At 62.6% G+C, this 15,270-nt stretch carries 13 protein-coding genes; 9 read left to right on the top strand and 4 right to left on the bottom strand.

The window, feature by feature from the left end; all coding sequences use genetic code 11:
* The first annotated feature begins 90 nt into the window (after positions 1 to 90).
* Complete coding sequence (locus tag AB6802_RS21900) at positions 91 to 756, top strand: GntR family transcriptional regulator (protein WP_371012257.1); 666 nt, start codon at positions 91 to 93, stop codon at positions 754 to 756.
* Between the two features lie 122 nt (positions 757 to 878).
* On the top strand, positions 879 to 1,850 hold the full coding sequence (locus AB6802_RS21895) for a glycosyl transferase family 90 (RefSeq protein WP_371012256.1): 972 nt from the start codon (positions 879 to 881) through the stop codon (positions 1,848 to 1,850).
* Positions 1,851 to 1,859: 9 nt separating this feature from the next.
* On the opposite strand, the gene AB6802_RS21890 is transcribed toward AB6802_RS21895, so the two are convergent.
* On the bottom strand, positions 1,860 to 2,903 hold the full coding sequence (locus tag AB6802_RS21890; protein ID WP_371012255.1) for an aldo/keto reductase: 1,044 nt from the start codon (positions 2,901 to 2,903) through the stop codon (positions 1,860 to 1,862).
* A 265-nt stretch (positions 2,904 to 3,168) separates the two neighbouring features.
* Here AB6802_RS21890 and ppk2 point away from each other — a divergent pair, with 265 nt between their 5' ends.
* Positions 3,169 to 4,089 (top strand): polyphosphate kinase 2, encoded by a 921-nt coding sequence (ppk2, locus tag AB6802_RS21885; protein WP_371012254.1) that lies wholly within the window; start codon positions 3,169 to 3,171, stop codon positions 4,087 to 4,089.
* A 192-nt stretch (positions 4,090 to 4,281) separates the two neighbouring features.
* On the opposite strand, the gene AB6802_RS21880 is transcribed toward ppk2, so the two are convergent.
* The 3 genes from AB6802_RS21880 to AB6802_RS21870 form a co-directional block, all read right to left on the bottom strand.
* The gene (locus AB6802_RS21880) at positions 4,282 to 4,929 is read right to left on the bottom strand and encodes a dihydrofolate reductase family protein (RefSeq protein WP_371012253.1); all 648 of its coding nucleotides are present in this window, start codon (positions 4,927 to 4,929) and stop codon (positions 4,282 to 4,284) included.
* A 150-nt stretch (positions 4,930 to 5,079) separates the two neighbouring features.
* Positions 5,080 to 6,132, bottom strand: coding sequence for a porphobilinogen synthase (hemB, locus tag AB6802_RS21875; RefSeq protein WP_371012252.1), 1,053 nt, complete (start codon positions 6,130 to 6,132; stop codon positions 5,080 to 5,082).
* 160 nt (positions 6,133 to 6,292) lie between these two features.
* Positions 6,293 to 7,072, bottom strand: coding sequence for a DUF2066 domain-containing protein (locus AB6802_RS21870; protein ID WP_371012251.1), 780 nt, complete (start codon positions 7,070 to 7,072; stop codon positions 6,293 to 6,295).
* A gap of 194 nt (positions 7,073 to 7,266) precedes the next feature.
* On the opposite strand from AB6802_RS21870, the gene AB6802_RS21865 reads away from it, so the two are divergent.
* The 6 genes from AB6802_RS21865 to AB6802_RS21840 all read left to right on the top strand — a co-directional run bounded on the left by AB6802_RS21865 (position 7,267) and on the right by AB6802_RS21840 (position 15,242).
* Positions 7,267 to 8,307 (top strand): enoyl-CoA hydratase/isomerase family protein, encoded by a 1,041-nt coding sequence (locus AB6802_RS21865; protein WP_371012250.1) that lies wholly within the window; start codon positions 7,267 to 7,269, stop codon positions 8,305 to 8,307.
* A complete protein-coding gene (locus tag AB6802_RS21860) occupies positions 8,304 to 8,726 on the top strand; it encodes a DUF6163 family protein (RefSeq protein ID WP_371012249.1) in 423 nt (140 codons plus the stop codon). Before AB6802_RS21865 ends, AB6802_RS21860 begins: the two co-directional genes overlap by 4 nt.
* Before the next feature lie 296 nt (positions 8,727 to 9,022).
* Entirely contained in the window at positions 9,023 to 9,538 is a 516-nt protein-coding gene (gene ldtR, locus AB6802_RS21855) for a transcriptional regulator LdtR (RefSeq protein ID WP_013896002.1), read from the top strand.
* Positions 9,539 to 9,966: 428 nt separating this feature from the next.
* On the top strand, positions 9,967 to 11,220 hold the full coding sequence (locus AB6802_RS21850) for a murein L,D-transpeptidase (RefSeq protein ID WP_371012248.1): 1,254 nt from the start codon (positions 9,967 to 9,969) through the stop codon (positions 11,218 to 11,220).
* 265 nt (positions 11,221 to 11,485) lie between these two features.
* The gene (locus AB6802_RS21845; protein WP_371012247.1) at positions 11,486 to 11,857 is read left to right on the top strand and encodes a hypothetical protein; all 372 of its coding nucleotides are present in this window, start codon (positions 11,486 to 11,488) and stop codon (positions 11,855 to 11,857) included.
* A gap of 4 nt (positions 11,858 to 11,861) precedes the next feature.
* Entirely contained in the window at positions 11,862 to 15,242 is a 3,381-nt protein-coding gene (locus AB6802_RS21840) for a DUF4132 domain-containing protein (RefSeq protein ID WP_371012246.1), read from the top strand.
* Positions 15,243 to 15,270 lie beyond the last annotated feature (28 nt).

The raw sequence follows: 15,270 nt of genomic DNA, 5'->3' as shown, positions 1-15,270 counted from the left end.
TTGTGCATACCATTTTGGTATACCAACTTGGTATCCGTCATGAACCTCAAGCCGGGCCCTGTCAATGCGGCTCTGGAAAGCAGGACGACAATGTCGCAGATGCTAAGTGTCGAAAAGCAGCTTCGCGAAATGATCCTCGGGTTGGAGATCGGTCCGGGCGAAAGGCTGACCGAACGCTGGATCGAAAGCCAATTCGGCGCCTCGCGCACGCCTGTGCGGGCTGCCCTGATGCGTTTGGAAACCGAAGGGCTGGTTGGCCGGGATGGGCGCGGCTGGACGGCGGCGCCGATCAATCTCTCCGAGCTCGCGCAGATCGCCGTTTATCGCGAGGCGGTCGAGGTTGCGGCGGTCAGGCTGACGGCGGTGCTCGAGGACCGCAGCGGCGTCGACGTGATCGCTGCCATGCTGGATTCTTGCGATGCCGAGACGCCGCGCGAAGAATGGCACCGCGTCGGCATGGATTTCCACATCGAGCTGGCCAGGCTTTCCGGCAACGACTTCCTGTTGCGCGCCGTGCGCGACGCGATGACCAGGCTGTCGCGCGCCCGCTGGTTGGAGGTGCGCGACGAAGCGGCGCTCAGCCGCGCCTGGGCGCAGCACCACGCCATCCTCGCTGCCGTCCGAGCTGGTGATGCCGATGCGGCGGCAAGACTGCTATCGGCGCATATTTCCGGCAGCCGCGATCGCCTCGTCACCTCGTTGCGCGATGATCGCCGCAGCCTGCGCGCCAGGGGTTTTGCCGTGGTTGCGGCCTGAGGATAAGACCGACATCACGAAGCCTGCGGCGTTAGCGGGCTTGCAACATGAGCGACACAATGCTGTAGGAGGGATGGAGACCGGCGCTAACAGCCGTCGACCGTTTGTGTTGAACCGCACGCATGGCCACCATTTCACGCACTGCAGCAAAACTGTTTTACTATGCGCGCAATGCCGCGCGCGACGCTGCCCCTCAGGCCATGTTCCGCAGCCGTCTGGCCGTGCGGCTTGAGCAGGCCAGGCTCTCGGGCGAGACGGTTCGCAAACGGTTGAACTACTATAACAAGCTGACGACGTCCTTCGTCCCGAGCCCGGCTGCCATCCCCGCCGGCAAGGTGCCGTTCTCGGCCTCGATGTATTATTACGACCTCAAGGAATTTGCCCGCTACTTCGATCCCGGCCTGCGGATCGATCTCGAATTCGGTGACGTCGTCGGCGTTCCGGAGATCCCGAGGATCGTCAAGGACCGGCCGATTGTCGAAGGCAACGAGAACGGCGTGTTGATGAAGCTCAACAAGTTTCGTCATTTCCACATGCCGCCAGACAGCCAGCCTTTCGCCGCCAAGCGTTCGATGGCGGTCTGGCGCGGTCATTTCAACAACCCGATCCGCATGCGTTTCATGGAAGCGGTGGGAAGTCTGCCGATCGTCGATGCCGGTTCGCCGAAGCCCGATGCGCCTGACCAGTACCGTAAACCATTCCTCAGTATCGATGAGCAGCGGCGCTACCGCTACATCGTGTCGCTCGAAGGCAATGATGTCGCGACCAACCTCAAATGGATCATGAGCTCGAACTCGCTCTGCCTCATGCCGCCGCCGACCTACGAGACCTGGTTCGAGGAAGCGCGGATCGAGCCCAACGTACATTACGTGCCGCTGGCGCCGGATTTCTCCGACCTGGCGGACAAGGTGGCCTATTTCGAAAAACATCCGGCGGAGGCGCAACGCATCACCGCCGCGGCCAACGCCTATTGCCGGCAATTCGGCAACGAACGGGACGAGCAGGCGATCTCGCTGCTCGTCCTCTACAAATATTTCGTGCTCAGCGGCCAGATCGAGCCCGACCCGGAAGTCTGGCGCTACATCGCCGGGTAAACCGCGCGATTAAATATCGCTGCGGTCGAGCACCAGATCGGCGGGGCTGAAACGATCCCTGGCCGTGAACTGCTGGTGCCAGTAGGGATAAAGCACCGGCGGCCGGCTGACGGCATCGAGACGCAGGCGCTCGTCGAGCGAGAGCGTCAGGCTTGCCGCGGCGAGATTGTCCTTGAGCTGGGCCTCGTTGCGGGCGCCGATCACCAGCGACGAGACCGCCGGGCGGCCTAGCAGCCAGGCAAGCGCCACTTGCGCGGCCGACACGCCGCGTGCCTTGCCGATTTCGACCAGCACATCGACGATCCGCCACAGACGATCCTCGTCGCGGATCGGCGGTTCCGACCAGCCGCCAATCTGGCGCGCGGTCGGGCTGTCGCGACGATACTTGCCGGAGAGCAGGCCGCCGGCCAGCGGGCTCCAGACCAGCACGCCGAGGCCCTGATCGACCGAGATCGGCAAAAGCTCGTATTCGGCTTCGCGCGCTTCCAGCGTGTAATGGATCTGCTGGGTGACGAAGCGCGGCTGGTGTTGGGCGTCGCTGATGCCCAGCGCCTTCATCACCTGCCATCCCGAATAGTTGGAGCAGCCGACATAGCGGACCTTGCCCTGGGCAACCAGCGTGTCGAGCGCTGCAATAGTTTCCTCCAGCGGTGTCGTACCGTCCCATTCGTGCAGGAAATAGATGTCGATGACGTCGGTCTTCAGCCGCTTCAGGCTTTTCTCGCATTCGCGGATCAGATGGTGGCGCGACAGGCCTTCATCATTGGGTCCGGTGCCGATCCGCATGCGCGCCTTCGAGGCGATGAGCACGTCGTTCGGGCGCTTGCCGGCCAGCGCCTCGCCGATGATCTCCTCCGACAACCCGTTGGAATAGACATTGGCGGTGTCGATGAGGTTGATGCCGGCGTCTATGCAGGTGTCGATGATGCGCCTGGCTTCCGAAAGATCCGAGTTGCCGACGGCGGCGAACGGTCCGCTGCCGCCGAAGGTCATGGTGCCGAGCGTCAATGTCGAAATTTTCAAGCCGGAACGGCCCAGCGTGCGGTATTCCATGTCAGTCCTCGCGATTTCATTTTGGAGAGGCGCCGTGGCGGGCGCCGGCAAAGAGGCGAGGGGATTTGTAGGACAATTCCCGCGGTTTGTCGCCCCGCTATCGATACGGGTCGATCACAGTCAGCAATCTGGGCCGAATACCACAGGCTTGCAATAAAACCGTCATTGCGCGTCTGTATCTCAGTCGGCTTACGGAGTTGCGTGTCCGGCCTTGCTGGTGTGGCACCCGTAATGAAGGCGGCTAACAGGTAGGCGGAGCAACGCGATGAACGAAGTGAAACCGAATTCCGGGGCTAAGGACTGGCTGGAAGCCGAGCTCGAGGACACGCTTGACGAGGACTATGAGCTCGAGCTTTCCGAGCCCGCGCTCTCCCTCGAGATTTCCAAGATCTACAAGAAGTCGCATCCGCCCTCCATGGACCGCATGACCTATTTCCGCGAGCTGCTCAGGCTGCAGTCGGAATTGATCAAGCTGCAATCCTGGGTCGCCTATCACAAGAAGAAGCTGGTGGTGATCTTCGAGGGCCGCGACTCCGCCGGCAAGGGCGGCGTCATCAAGCGCATCACCCAGCGCCTCAACCCGCGCATCGCCCGTGTCGTGGCGCTGCCGGCGCCGACCGAGCGCGAGAAGTCGCAATGGTATTTCCAGCGCTATGTGCCGCATCTGCCGGCCGGCGGCGAGATCGTGCTGTTCGACCGCTCCTGGTACAACCGCTCCGGCGTCGAGCGCGTGATGGGTTTCGCCAACGCCGATCAGGTCGATGAGTTCTTCCACGACGTGCCCGAGTTCGAGCGCATGCTGGTGCGCTCCGGCATCACGCTGGTGAAATACTGGTTCTCGATCACCGACGAGGAGCAGCAGATGCGCTTCCTGATGCGCATCCACGATCCGATGAAGCAGTGGAAGCTGTCGCCGATGGACCTGCAGTCGCGGGTGCGCTGGGAACAGTACACCAAGGCCAAGGAGGAGACTTTTGCCCGCACCAACATTCCCGAGGCACCATGGTTCATCGTCGAGGGCAACGACAAGAAACGGGCCCGACTGAACTGCATGGCCCACCTGTTGCAGCAACTGCCTTACGAAGAGGTGCCGCACGAGGAAATCACGCTGCCGGAACGCGTCTTCAATCCGCAATACGAGCGCCAGGTGCTGCCGCGCGAGCTGTACGTGCCGGAGAAGTATTGAGCGACTTTTCCTTCTCCCCGTTCACGGGGAGAAGGTGCCCGAAGGGCTGATGAGGGGCGGCGCCGGCGTTGGCAATTGAGCCTTAGTTCGCCGCCAATTGGTAGCTTTCGCCAGTCTCCAACCGGCAGCGCTGCCCCTCATTGCCCTGCCGGGCATTTCTCCCCGTATAGTGACGGGGAGAAAACGCTGTAATTACCCCCGCCCGATCATCACATGCGTCGCATCGGCCGTCGCGATCTGCCCTGTGCAGCGATAGCCGAGCTTCGGCATATCGAGGCCGGCGAAAAGATGTTCGCCCGAGCCGAGCAGGACCGGCGAGATCGCCAGGTGCATCTCGTCGATGAGCTTCTCCTGCAGATATTGCCGGACCGTCGAAACGCCGCCACCCACCCGCACATCCTTGTCGCCGGCCGCGGCTTTCGCCTGCTCGAGCGCCGAATGGATGCCGTCGGTGACGAAGTAGAAAGTCGTGCCGCCTTCCATGACGATCGGATCGCGCTTGTACTGGGTGAGTATGAACGTTGGCACGTGATAGGGCGGGTTGGCGCCCCACCAGCCTTTCCAGCCGTCGTCCGGCCAGTCGCCGCGGCTCGGGGCGAACATGTTGCGCCCAAGAATCCAGGCACCGACATTCTCGAAGCTGCGCGCCGCAAAGTTGTCGTCGGTGTCGGTAGTGCCGCCGTCCTTGCCGATCACCATCTGGCGAAAAGTGCGAGTGCCGATCATCCATTTATGCAGATTTTCGCCGCCGATGCCGAGCGGATGTTCGAGGGTCTGGTCCGGACCGGCGCCATAGCCGTCGAGCGACAAGGTGAATGCGTTGACACGCAGCTTGGACATCATTGCCTCCTGAACAGATGTAATCTGCAATCAGTGGCCGTCTAGTTTAACTGATTGCGGAAAACAATCAGTTTTCCGCATTCCGCTGCACGCTACGGAAGGCTCCTGACACCAAGTCCGATGGCGGCTTTCGCTGAGGTTGGGTTAGGTCTACCCCCTCAGCATCTCCGCCACCGTCGGCGCGAAATAGGTAAGCACGCCGTCGCAACCGGCGCGCTTCAGGGCAAGCAGCGATTCCAGCATTGCCTTTTCGCCGTCGATCCAGCCATTGGCCGCGGCTGCCTTGATCATCGAGTACTCGCCCGACACCTGGTAGGCGAAGGTCGGCATCTGCAGCTCGTCCTTCAGGCGGCGGATGATGTCGAGATAGGGCAGGCCGGGCTTCACCATCAGCATGTCGGCGCCCTCGGCAATGTCCTGTTCGGCCTCGCGCACGGCCTCGTCGGAATTGGCGTGGTCGATATAGTAGGTCTTCTTGTCGCCCTTGAGCAGGCCGGCGGTGCCGACCGCCTCGCGATAGGGGCCGTAGAAGGCCGAGGCGAATTTCGTCGCATAGGACATGATCGCCACGTCCTGGAAACCGTTGGCGTCGAGCGCGTCGCGGATGGCGCCGATGCGGCCATCCATCATGTCCGACGGGGCGATGATGTCGGCGCCGGCCGCCGCCTGGATGACGGCCGCGGCGGTGACCTGCTCGACCGTCTCGTCGTTGACGATGATGCCGTCGCGCAAAATCCCGTCATGGCCGTGGCTGGTGAACGGGTCGAGCGCGGCATCGGTGATGATGCCGATCTCCGGCACCGCGGCCTTGATGGCGCGGGTGGCGCGGTTGATGATGTTGTCGGGGTCGAGGATGTGCGATCCGGTCTGGTCGCGCAGCGCAAGCTCGACATTGGGGAAGGTGGCGATCGCCGGAATGCCGAGCTTGGCCGCGCGCTCGGCTTCCTTGACCGCGAGATCGATGGTCAGGCGGTAGACGTCGGGCATCGCCGCGATCGGCTCGCGCGTGTTCTTGCCGTCGATGACGAAGATCGGCCAGATCAGGTCGTTCACCGAGAGCTGGTTTTCCTGCACCAGCCGGCGCGACCAGTCGGCCTTGCGCATGCGCCGCAGCCGCCGGCTGCCGGTGATCTCGTCGACGCTGCGCGCGCCGGCAGGCTTTGCCGGCGCGAATTTATTCGTCGCTGGGGTGAATTTGTTCATCGCCAAAACTCGCTTTTTCGGTGGCGCTTTTACCACGCGTTCCCGCCGCTGACCAATGCGACACGATTGTGCCAGAGGTTGAAGCTGCCAATCTCCCCCTCGAGGGCGAGATGCCCGCTAGGGCAGAGAGGGGCGCTGTCCCTCCGTAGCTTTCCGGTTATCAGGGCTGTCCATTCCCCGACAGGATCTGCGCGGCACCCCGCATGGCCACGCGAAACGCCTCGTCGAAGCTGACCCCACGCACCTGCCAGCGATAGGTCTTGCCGCGATTGGCCAACCGCCATTCGGCGATCCAGCCGAGTTCCTTGTCGCTCCATACGATCGAGCCGGCGAGCGCCCGGGCCGCTCCTGCTTTCTTCGCCAGCTCGTCGAGCTTTGCCATGTCGGCCGTGGCGAGCGCCTTGTCGTCGAGGCCGCCGAACTGACTGGCCTTTGGGAATGTGATGTGCATCAGCAATGGAACGGTGGCGTTGGCGAAGGATTCGCGCATCGTTGCGCCCTGATCCTCGTCAGCCGTCAGCACGAAATGCCGCTGGCCCTGCTCGGCAGTCATGAAGACGGCAAGCAGCGGGCGTTCGCCGAGCCAGGGCTTGCTGCCGAGCTGCGCCAGAAGCTTGTCGACCACGGCAGGCTTATAGAGGCAGGTCAGGTCGTGCGGGCGGTCATGCGTGCCTTGCTCGTCATGGATCGGAATGCCTTCCAGCCGGTCATGGTAGCGGAAGGACTGGACGAAATGACCGGCCTTGTCGCGCAGCGCCAGGATCTCCGGCTTCTGCGTCAGCCGCTGGTCGCCCGAGACTTTGACCAGCACCTTGTCCAGGCAATCGCGAAAACCGATCTGCCGGTTGGCCTCACCGGTCCCGGTAACGATGGCCTGCACCTGGTAAAGATCGGAGGCGGCAAAGGCGGACGATCCTCCAAGCCAAAGGAGGCTTAGCAATCCAACAACGAGACGAGAGAATCCAGCCATGTCGATTGCTCGAAAATCCATCGGGCCGCGAGGATGCGGTGCTTTGCCGGTTACCTAACACCTGGCGGGCTTGGCCGCCAGCGGCGGTCAGCAACCATTGACGCATCCCCATGCCACGCTTTAGCACTTCAGTCCCGCCGGCGCGGGGGAGGGATTCTTTCACGATGGATTTTGGCGGCGGCGACGAGATCCGCTTCGAGCGCATGGGCCGGGCCGGCGTCGTCACGCTGACGCGGCCGCAGGCGCTCAATGCCCTGACGCACAACATGGTGAAGGCGCTGTCCAGGGCGCTCGATGCCTGGGAAGAGGACGCGGGCATCAACGTCGTGGTCGTCAAGGCCGAGGGCAGGGCATTTTCCGCCGGCGGCGACCTCCTGCACGTTTACGAAGCCCGCCGCACTGGTAAGCCACCGGTCGATTTCTTCGCCGACGAGTATAGGCTCAACGCTCGCATCGCCCGCTTCAAGAAACCCTATGTGGCGCTGATCGACGGCATCGTCATGGGCGGCGGCGTCGGCATCGCCTTTCATGGCTCGCATCGGGTGCTGACCGAGAACGCGCAATTCGCCATGCCGGAGGTCGGCATCGGCTTCTTTCCCGATGTCGGCGGCAGCCACCTGCTGCCGGACCTCGGCGGCAGCTTCGGCATGTATCTGGCCTTGACCGGGAATCGCATCCGCTATGGCGATGCGCTTTGGTCGGGGCTGGCCACGCACACGATCAAGGCCCAGGATCAGGCAGGCCTGCTCGATGAGCTGGCGGCGAGCAACGATCCGAACGCCGAGTTGCGCGATTTCTTCATCCCAGCCAAGCGCGAGACGGAGCGGCAGGACCTGGATTCGATCGCGCGCCATTTTTCGCAAAACTCGCTCGCGGACATCATCGCCAGCCTGGAGCAAAAGGCAGCCAGCGATGCCTTTGCCGCAAAGACGCTGGCGACGATAAGGACCCGCTCGCCGACCAGCCTTCACGTCGCCTGGCGCGAGATCAGCGCCGGCTCGACGCTGTCGATGGACGAATGCATGAAGATGGAGTTCCGTATCCTCAACCGCATGCTTGCCGGCCATGATTTCTATGAAGGCATTCGCGCTGTGATCATCGACAAGGGCTCGACGCCTGAGTGGCGGCCGTCCAGCCTCGGGGATATCAGCGCGGCCGAGATCGACGCCTATTTCGCGCCGCTCGACCAGGAGCTCGAGCTGTGAGCGAGGTGACCTCCAGGCGCGTGATGCTGCAGCCCTCGACAACCGAGGTGATCTTCGCCTGGTTCCAGCGCGTCATCGCCGGCTACTGTCTCTTATTCGGCATCTTCTACTGGATCCGCCTGATCGGCATCTATCCGGGCGAGCTGTGGCGCTTCGACCTGATGCCGGTGCACTGGCAGGTGGCGGCGGCCATGCTCGCCGTGTTCTTTCCCTTCGCCGCGGCCGGCCTCTGGATGCTGGCATCCTGGGGGCCGGTGATCTGGGTCATCTGCGCGGCGACGGAAACGGTGATGTATGCCGGTTTACCCGAGCTTTTCGGTCATCGGCTGCTGATCGTCGTCTCGCATGCCTGCGTGGCCTTGCTCTACATCGTCTTTCGCGTCACCATATGGATGCAGAAGCGCCAGCTTCGGCAATGAGCATGACGCCGAAAAGTGTGAAGCGGTTTTCGGACCACATCATGCTCCGCTTATAGAGCCAGGCCGGCCTCCAAGGCCGATATTCGCGGCCTGTTTTTGTCCCAAGATCCATTGGCTAAATCTTTAGGTTAATTGTTCTTGCTCGGGTGACCGATCGTTAAGCGTCTTGCGAAACCTCTTACCGGTAAGCTCTTGTTAGCCCTGGCGTTTAAGTCGAATTTTATGAGTATTCGATAGTGTCGCGATCAAGGTGAAAAACAAAAAATCACCAAGGCGACAAACGAGAGGCAAAGACAATGATCAATTCGCGTCCGGCGGCGAAGACCGCAAACGTATCCGACGATCGCCGCGAGGCAATCCGCTCGCTGTACATGGAATCGCTGCAGCTGGTGGAGCGCCTGCACCGCCGCCTGCTTGACGTGATCAAGGACGAGTTCGACCGCAACGGCCGTTCCGACATCAACGCCATCCAGGCGCTGCTGCTCTTCAACATCGGCAATTCGGAGCTGACCGCCGGCGAGCTGCGCTCGCGTGGCTACTATCTCGGCTCGAACGTCTCCTACAATCTGAAGAAGCTGGTCGACCTCGGCTTCATCAACCACCAGCGCTCGCGCATCGACCGCCGTTCGGTCCGCGTCTCGCTGACGCCGAAGGGCAACGAGGTGGCCGACGTCGTCGCCGGCCTCTATGAGCGCCATGTCGGCTCGATCGAGCAGGTCGGCGGCATCAACACCGACGAATTCAAGCAGATGAACCGCGCGCTGCAGCGCCTGGATCGCTTCTGGAACGATACGATCGCTTATCGGATGTAAGCTGACATCAGCGTTCAAGCCGCGCCAAAGAAGCGCGGACGGGGGAAGCAATCAATAAAGGGCCGGTGCTGGAACGCGCCGGTCCTTATTCTTATTCGGGGTCGCAAGGCGCAAAGCTCCGACCAGGGTACAGTGGCACGCTGCCGATGCAAAAAAGCATCGCTCCGCTTCCTTCCACCTTCCCACCACAAGCAAATCGCGAGCCAAGGCCACGTTGCCGCCATAATCACGGTCAATGCGAATGACAGGTGAAGCTGCGGGCCTATGCCCTGCGCTCCTTGGAACCTGCGTGGCGGCAGCGCGTTTCTGGCAGCCGAGCGACGTCGGGTTCATGGTTGGCGAAATGTTAAGTTTGCCGATCCTAGAGTGCGGACAATGCCGCCCGGCCAGCGAATTGAGCGAGAGCGATTAAGCAAAGAATGTCTGCCATGAGAACCAGCCGCCGTTTCTTCCTCACCGGAGCCTCCGCGCTCGCTGCCGCCGTGGTCGCCGGCCAGGCAAACGCGCAGGACGTGATCGGGGACATTCTGAAATCCTCGACCCGCGGCAATTGGGATGACCAGTTCGACGCCCGAGCCAACGACACCAACAAGGTGGCCTCGACGCTGCCTATCTTCAGCCAGCAGACCGTGGCCTTCACCGAACAGGCTGTGGCGCAGTACCAGAACATCGTTTCCCAGGGCGGCTGGGAGCAGGTTCCGGCGACCAAGAAATTGCAGCTCGGCGTCGACGATCCGGATGTGGTGCCGCTGCGCAAGCGCCTGATGATCTCGGGTGATCTGCCGCAGAGCGCCGGCATCTCGACGGCCTTCGATTCCTATGTCGACTCGGCGGTCAAGCGCTTCCAGCTGCGCCATGGCTTGCCGGCCGACGGCGCCATGGGCAAATACACCTATGCGGCGATGAACGTGTCGGCGCAGATCCGTCTCGGCCAGTTGCAGACCAATTTGCAGCGTCTGAAGGAGAAGGCCGGCACGCTGGGCAGCCGCTATGTGCTGGTCGACATTCCGGCGGCGCAGGTCGAAGCGGTCGAGAACGATCGCGTCGTGCTTCGCCATACCGCGATCGTCGGCAAGATCGACCGCCAGACGCCGATCGTGAACTCCAAGATCAACGAGATCATCGTCAATCCCTACTGGAACGCGCCGGTCTCGATCGTGCGCAAGGACATCATTCCGCTGATGCGGAAGGATCCGAACTACCTCAAGGAAAGCCACATCCGCCTGTTTGCGCCGGATGGCAGCGAGGTCGATCCGATGACCATCGACTGGTCTACGGACGATGCCGCGAAATACCGCTTCCGCCAGGACCCGGGCAACAACAACGCCATGGCCTCGGTCAAGATCAACTTCCCGAGCCCGGACGGCGTCTACATGCACGATACGCCGCAGCAGAGCCTGTTCGGCAAGCTGATGCGCTTCGATTCCTCCGGTTGCGTGCGCGTCCAGAATGTGCGCGACCTCGTCACCTGGATCCTGCGCGACACGCCTGGATGGGACCGCCAGCATTTCGAAGCCGCGATCAAGACCGGCGACAACACGCCGATCAATGTCGTCAACCCGGTGCCGGTGCACTTCCTCTATCTGTCGGCCTGGTCGACCGGCCCCGGCGTCGTGCAGTTCCGCGACGACATCTACGCCCTTGACGGCGCCCAAGAGCTGCAGATCAGCTCTGCCCAGTAAGTATCTGATATTTCGAATAAAAGGCCGCTCTTGAGCGGCCTTTTTCATTTTGGCGTCGCAGGGCGTGCCTAGATTCAGGTCAGGCCGGCATCTTGGCGGGTTTTGTTATTTCGGTAGTCGGCTAAAGCATCCGTCGCCAAACAACTGCGCGACTTTATGCATTTTGCATTAGCTATTCGTCCACCATCCACAAATCATGGATTTTGTCTTCATCGGCCGGTAATGTCTACTTGCGCACAGTGCGGCGAGCTTTGGGGGCAAGGCCATGAGCGATATTGTCGTTTACGACCAGGTCGGCGCGCGCAAGCCCGTGCGCAACTTCGTCATGGAATGGAACGAAGGCGTGCCTTGCACGGTGCGCCAGCTGATCGCGGAACGCGTCCGCCACGAGCACGAGAAGGTCCACACGGATACGACCGGGCTCAGCCCCAACGAGATCGTAAATCTGCCCAACCTCTTTCTGTTCGACAAGATCAGTGCCGAGGAGGCAATCGAGAAGGCGCTGACGGCATTCGCAAAGAACGGTTTCATGCTGTTTGCCGACGGCAGGCCGCTCAGCGACCTCGATCAAATGGTTCCCATCCTGCCGCGCACCGACGTGACCTTCATCAGGCTCATTCCACTCAAAGGGGGTTGATCGCATGAGCTGGCTTTCCAACCTGCGCGCGCTTGCAGGCAGCCTTGGCGCGGCACCGCGCAATGAAGCACCGGCCGGCGAAACCTTGTTGCGGCAGATCCAGCGCAATGCCGCCGCGAGCGTGGCCAGCTACAACGAAAAGCGCCGGATCGAAGCGGAGATCTTCGTCGAGGATTTGCAGGCCGCCCGCAAACTCGGCGGTGGACCCTTGGCCGATCGGTTTCTCGCCGCCATCCAGTCGTGCAACGATGCCCTGACTAGCCGCCAGGAAGCACATATCAATGCGATCCGCCCCGGGCTGCGCAAATTCTCGGCGCCGGAGCGGGCGACCTTCTTCGATTTTCTCGGCCTGTTGCAGCAGCGCCTCGGCTGGATTGTCGAGATGAGCAATTATGGCGTCTTTGTCCATCGGCCCGGCAGCGAGCTCGTCAGCAATTTCGGCCGCGCCTGCAATTTTCTCTGGCTCGAATTGCTGCAGGTCGGCTTCGAGGTCGATGCGGCACGGGCGACATATGTACTTGCCCGGCTCAAGGAGGAAATCCCCGGCCTGAGGCTCAAGGGTAGCATCTCCTATCCCAAGGGAATGCCGAAGCTCGGCGTCGTGCGCGAGATCGAGCGGGCGGCGCGTAACGGGCTCGCCTTGACCGCAACCGACCGCGAGAACGCGGCGCGCATCATGGCGCTGATCTGCGATGTGCCGGAACATCGCGAGCACACCGGACCGGAAAAGACGGACGTGCCGTTGATCGTCTCGTTGAAAGCGCTCGCCGGCGTCGGCCAGCAGGACGGCTTTTTCGCCCGCATGCGCGATTGCAAGGCGCCGCGCGTCCCTGACCTCGGCTACACCGAGCCGTCACCCGAACGCATCGCCTTCTGGGATGCGGTACTGGTCGAAGCGGCAAAGCTGCTCGCTGAGGCCGAACGTTTCAGGGCAGAGAACGGCGGGAGGGGCTGGCTCACCGATCCAGCGCTGTTCGCCGAAGTGTTTGGTGGCGGCGAGGATCCGCTCTTCACCTTCGGCTGGTGGAACCGCAACACCAAGGGCGAGAAAGGCTTTTCGGACTATACCGGCAATGCGCTGCATACGATCCTGCACGGAGAAATCGGCGACGACAGCTTCCTCAGATTGCCGCCGCTGACGCCCGAGGTGACCAGGGAACTGCGCGAGCGCGCGAAGACGATCGACAGCGGTTGGCCGTTCGATTTCGCTTCCTTCGGCATTCCAGGTATCGAGATGTTTGCCTTGGACGGCAAGGACCCCTCCGGCAGCCTGCTCAATCATCTGGTCGACCCCGGCGATGGCGTGCCGGGCAAGACCTGGGTCAAGGAGTGCGACCGCCTCATCAAGACGTTTGGCGCCGACACGGTGCTTGGCTGCTTCAGCCGCTGGATGGCGCTCGGCATCGGGCAGAAAATCTCCGACATCGATATGACCGCGAAGAACAACATCGCCGTCTATGTCGCGGCGTTCAGTAAGTACAACGCGTCGCTCTACCCCGAGATAATGCCCGAAGCCGGTACAGCGGACTTCTGGCGCGAAGTGCGCCGTGCCGCCCTCAAGGCAATCGTGCGCGCGCCCGGCATCACGCGCTGGCGCCGCAGCGTTTCGGCGGAAGTCAGCCGCTACGATCTTCCGAAGCTGACGGCGGCTTACTCCGCTAACAATCAGATCGTCGGGCGCGGCGTCGCGCTCGGTCTGTCCAGCATCGCGGCCGAACAGGCCGTGCCGATGCTGGAAAAATTCGCCATGGGCCTCCTCGTCACGCATTATGAAAGGCGCATCTGCCGCTCACCGAAGGCCATGCAGGGCATTATCTGGTCGCTCGGCCAGATCGGCACGCGCGAGGCGGCCTTCGCGCTCGGCCGCATCCGCCGGCAGACCGCCGACAAGGTGATGCTGAAGACCATCGATAGGGCGCTGGCCGAGGCCGGCAAGCGGCTCGGCCTTGCCGCGGACGACATGCAGGAAATGGCCATGGCCGATCACGGCATCGGCGCCGGTGGGGTTCGCTCAGTCGAGCTCGGTGGCATGAAGGTCGAGCTCACCGTCTCGTCGTCGACCAAGGCGAGCCTCTCGACGGTCGAAGCGGGCGGCAAGCGCAAACGCGGCATTGCCAAGGCGTTCCTGGCGCTCGAAGGCGCAAAGGAGATCGCCGACGAGCTGCAGGAGGCGGCGGCCGACATCGAGACCATCCTGCCGGAGGCGCGGCGCCGCATCGAGGCCGCCTGGCGTGACGGACGCAGCTGGGATTTCGCCGGCTGGCACGACCGCCTGGTCGACAACGGGCTGTTGCGGACTTTGACCGAGAGACTGATCTGGCGTTTTTCCGGCTCCGGCGATGTGGAAACGATCGCCATGGTCCGCGACGGCGCTTTTGTCGGCCCCGATGGCGGCGAGCTGGCAGCGCCCGACAAAACCTCGCGCGTGCACCTCTGGCATCCGCTGGAAAGCCCGGCCGAAACGGTCGCCGCCTGGCGCAATTTTCTGACCGAGAACCGCATCCGCCAGCCCTTCATTCAGGCCTGGCGGCCGATCTACCTCGTCACCGACGCCGAGCGCGTGACGGCCACCTATTCGAACCGCTTTGCCGGCCACATCCTCGAGCAGGCGCCGGCAATGGGCATCCTCAAGAAACGCGGCTGGCAGGCCTACAACCGCACCATGGACGGCAACAGCGCCGAGCATGAACAGGTCTTCCTGACGCTGCCGCATTTCGGCGTCGCCGCCGAATACTGGGTCGCCGGCATCGGCACCCGTATCCAGGAAGGTGTGGCGGCAGACCATGGCGGGCGACTTTTCGCCTTCATCACCTGCGACCGCGTCATGTTTTATGCGCTGGACAAGGCTGGCAAGCCGGCCGGCGATCCGATCCCGGTCGAAAGCGTGCCGGAGCGCGCCTTCTGCGAGGCGATGTACGATATCGACTCGGTCGTCGGCCGCACCTCGATCGGCGCCGACCGCAACTGGCAGGACCGCGGGGCAGGGGCTGCCCATCCGCTTTCCGAAGTGCCGGAATTCGTCGACTACCACCGCCGCTATTCGTCGGGCCAGGCAAGCGAGCTTGCCAGGTCGCGTCGCGATTTCCTGGCCAAGCTTCTGCCCGGGCTGGCGATCGCCAACCAGTGCTCGCTGACCAGCGATTTCCTGATGGTCGACGGCAAGCTTGCCACCTACAAGATCAACCTTGGCTCCGGCAACATCCTGATCGCGCCCAACGACCGCTATCTCTGCATCGTGCCTGCCAGTCGCGGCAGCGCGGAGGACGGCTACATCCCCTACGAAGGCGACGAAATCCTCTCGCTCATCATCTCCAAGGCGATGATGCTCGCCGACGACGAGCATATCGAGGACAAGTCGATCGTCCGCCAGATCGAGCGCGGCTGACCGGATGGGCGGCCCGGGCGGGCTGCCG

Origin of the sequence: Mesorhizobium sp. RCC_202 (genome assembly GCF_041355295.1) — a bacterium.
Classification (GTDB): Bacteria; Pseudomonadota; Alphaproteobacteria; order Rhizobiales; family Rhizobiaceae; genus Mesorhizobium.
Note: the sequence above shows the minus strand (reverse complement) of the source record. Positions and strands in the feature narration are given on the sequence as shown.